General features: G+C 61.7%; 1 protein-coding gene. It reads right to left on the minus strand.

Translation table 11 applies throughout. The annotated features are described in order from the left end of the window. Positions 1-214 (minus strand): DDE-type integrase/transposase/recombinase (locus tag NR072_RS04745; protein WP_373021467.1); only part of this gene is annotated, 214 nt, incomplete at both ends.

A 214-nucleotide genomic window follows, 5' to 3' on the forward strand; every position in this document is an offset into this window, starting at 1 on the left:
GCCAGCTGCGAGCTCATCCGCCGATTGATCGAGTAGCCCACGATCCGGTTCGAGAACACGTCCTTGACCGCGCAGAGATAGAGCTTGGAATCCCCGGCCCAATGCTCTGAGATGTCCGTGAGCCACAGCTGGTTCGGCTTCTCAGCGCGGAACTCACGACGAACCAGATCATCATGAACGGCAGGGCCAGGACGCTTGCCCGAGCCGCGACGGA

The sequence above is a fragment of the Micrococcus sp. Mcc89 genome (assembly GCF_024519795.1).
Classification (GTDB): domain Bacteria; phylum Actinomycetota; class Actinomycetes; order Actinomycetales; family Micrococcaceae; genus Micrococcus; species Micrococcus luteus.